This window comes from uncultured Tenacibaculum sp., assembly GCF_947499065.1.
Lineage (GTDB): Bacteria > Bacteroidota > Bacteroidia > Flavobacteriales > Flavobacteriaceae > Polaribacter.
The window spans coordinates 1-1,814 of sequence record NZ_CANMMT010000023.1; the positions used below are offsets into that span (position 1 = coordinate 1).

Annotated in this window: 7 protein-coding genes; all 7 read right to left on the reverse strand. The window is 30.7% G+C overall.

Annotation, left to right across the window (positions count from 1 at the left end; translation table 11 throughout):
* Nucleotides 1–236, reverse strand: a 236-nt coding sequence (locus tag Q0958_RS18790) for a cysteine peptidase family C39 domain-containing protein (RefSeq protein WP_299126084.1), incomplete at its 3' end; no start/stop codon positions are given.
* A gap of 157 nt (nucleotides 237–393) precedes the next feature.
* Entirely contained in the window at nucleotides 394–603 is a 210-nt protein-coding gene (locus Q0958_RS18795) for a hypothetical protein (protein ID WP_299126085.1), read from the reverse strand.
* Nucleotides 604–620: 17 nt separating this feature from the next.
* Entirely contained in the window at nucleotides 621–839 is a 219-nt protein-coding gene (locus Q0958_RS18800; protein ID WP_299126088.1) for a hypothetical protein, read from the reverse strand.
* A gap of 58 nt (nucleotides 840–897) precedes the next feature.
* Nucleotides 898–1,152, reverse strand: a complete 255-nt coding sequence (locus Q0958_RS18805; RefSeq protein ID WP_299126091.1) for a hypothetical protein — start codon at nucleotides 1,150–1,152, stop codon at nucleotides 898–900.
* 16 nt (nucleotides 1,153–1,168) lie between these two features.
* Complete coding sequence (locus tag Q0958_RS18810; protein WP_299126094.1) at nucleotides 1,169–1,360, reverse strand: hypothetical protein; 192 nt, start codon at nucleotides 1,358–1,360, stop codon at nucleotides 1,169–1,171.
* Nucleotides 1,361–1,362: 2 nt separating this feature from the next.
* Entirely contained in the window at nucleotides 1,363–1,521 is a 159-nt protein-coding gene (locus Q0958_RS18815) for a hypothetical protein (protein WP_299126096.1), read from the reverse strand.
* Between the two features lie 31 nt (nucleotides 1,522–1,552).
* Nucleotides 1,553–1,717, reverse strand: coding sequence for a hypothetical protein (locus tag Q0958_RS18820; protein WP_299126099.1), 165 nt, complete (start codon nucleotides 1,715–1,717; stop codon nucleotides 1,553–1,555).
* Nucleotides 1,718–1,814: the final 97 nt, after the last annotated feature.

Here is a 1,814-nt window from a genome sequence, read left to right on the forward strand (position 1 = left end):
GGTAATGGTGCTTCTAATAGTTTGTTGTATGCAAGTTTTACACCTAAAGACTTAAAGCCTATAGATTCAACAGCTTCACTTAAACCTAATAAACTACTTCCTTCTCTGGTAGTTTCACTTAAGTTTCTTAACTGTTGTGTGTTAATAGTTTTACCATAGTGTTTAGCTATGATTTTAATACAGGTAGGTCCACAATCCTTTGCCTCGGTTTGTTTATAATTGGGAAACTTTTTCAAAGATTTTTTATTGTTTAATAAGCGGGTTAAGTTTTAACCCGCTATTTCTTATTAAGAAGATTTAGCTAAAAACTAAATATGTAGAACTTAACTATATCACTTCCTTTAACTTGCTGTTGCTTTATTTAAAGCTTCATCTGTATTTAAGCAAGTATTTTTAAATACAGCAGTTACTTGCAGGATGGTATTGACATCCTGAGATATAAGTACCTCCACAACTTGGGTTATTTTGAGCTAAATGGCTAGTTGTACAACATTGCATTGCAGGATCACAACATTTAAATGGTCTTATTTTCCATCCACCTTCTATATTCTTTTGTTCACTTTTATTTAAAGCCTTTCCTAAGTTTAAAATTTGTTTTTTCATGGTTAGTGTTTTTAAATTTAAAAGCAAATACAATTAGCAGAAGTTCCATACCCCCAAGCATTAGGTCTCCATATACCTCCTGTATCACCACACTCATTTGGTGTACAACATCTTTTATCTCCAGAACTTACTAGGCATTTAAATTTGATTGGTGAAAGAATTGGATTACCTCCAAAAATTTCTTTTTGACTTTCTTTATTTAAAGCCTTTCCGATATTTAAAATTGATTTTTTCATTGATTTTAATTTTTTATTATTAATCTCATGAATTATTAGAATTCATGGTTTTACATATTTACCCTATACAGCAAGTATCAAACTCATCAACACAAAATCTATCTGGAACACAATTTCCTCCTCCAGTATTTCCACCTCCAGTATTTCCGCCTCCACTAGAACCACTACTTACACAAACATAACCTTCGCAATGAGTTCCTGTAGGGCAATTTCCATTCGCATCACAAAAACCTAAAGGTCCATTTCCTCCGTTAATTTTCTTTTGAACTTCTTTACCTAAAGCTTTTCCTATATTTAAAATTGAGTTTTTCATTTATCTTAATTTTTTATTAGTAAGCCATTACACAGCAATTATTTCTACAAAAAGTCGGTGCTCCTGGTAAAATAGTATTCACACAAGCTCCACAATTACTAACATGGTACATTGCAAAACCATTACATGATTGTCCAAATCCTCCATTAATTTTCTTTTGAGCTTCTTTGTTTAAAGCCTTTCCAATATTTAAAATTGAACTTTTCATCATTAAAAAGGTATAAACTGACAATAAAATTCAGAACAGTGTCTACCTGAATCCTCACATATACCATCATGGTTTCTATCACATTGTTTTCTACCTCCATTAATGGTTTGTTGTTCCGCTTTATTTAAAATCTTTCCTAAGTTTAAAATTGAGTTTTTCATAATTAGTATTTTAAAAAATTAATTTATTATTTTATAAACCTCCTAGGTATTCACATTTGTTCCCGTAAACAATACAATAATCGAATGATGGTGGACAAATAGGATTTGAATAACAGATTATCGGTTTTCCTCCCTGAACTTGTCTTTGTTCCGCTTTATTTAAAGCCTTTCCTAAATTTAAGATTGATTTTTTCATAATTAATATTTAAAAAAAATTACTTTTGCGGTGAACATTTAAAGACACTCACCTTTGTGTCTATTCTTCGCGAGAGAATTTTGTTCTAAAGCAAAGC

Excerpts from the sequence above, each read along its gene's own strand:
- Q0958_RS18805 (WP_299126091.1), bottom strand. The coding sequence starts at position 1,152 with ATGAAAAACTCAATTTTAAATATAGGAAAAGCTTTAGGTAAAGAAGTT.
- Q0958_RS18795 (WP_299126085.1), bottom strand. The coding sequence starts at position 603 with ATGAAAAAACAAATTTTAAACTTAGGAAAGGCTTTAAATAAAAGTGAA.
- Q0958_RS18815 (WP_299126096.1), bottom strand. The coding sequence starts at position 1,521 with ATGAAAAACTCAATTTTAAACTTAGGAAAGATTTTAAATAAAGCGGAA.
- Q0958_RS18820 (WP_299126099.1), bottom strand. The coding sequence starts at position 1,717 with ATGAAAAAATCAATCTTAAATTTAGGAAAGGCTTTAAATAAAGCGGAA.
- Q0958_RS18800 (WP_299126088.1), bottom strand. The coding sequence starts at position 839 with ATGAAAAAATCAATTTTAAATATCGGAAAGGCTTTAAATAAAGAAAGT.
- Q0958_RS18810 (WP_299126094.1), bottom strand. The coding sequence starts at position 1,360 with ATGAAAAGTTCAATTTTAAATATTGGAAAGGCTTTAAACAAAGAAGCT.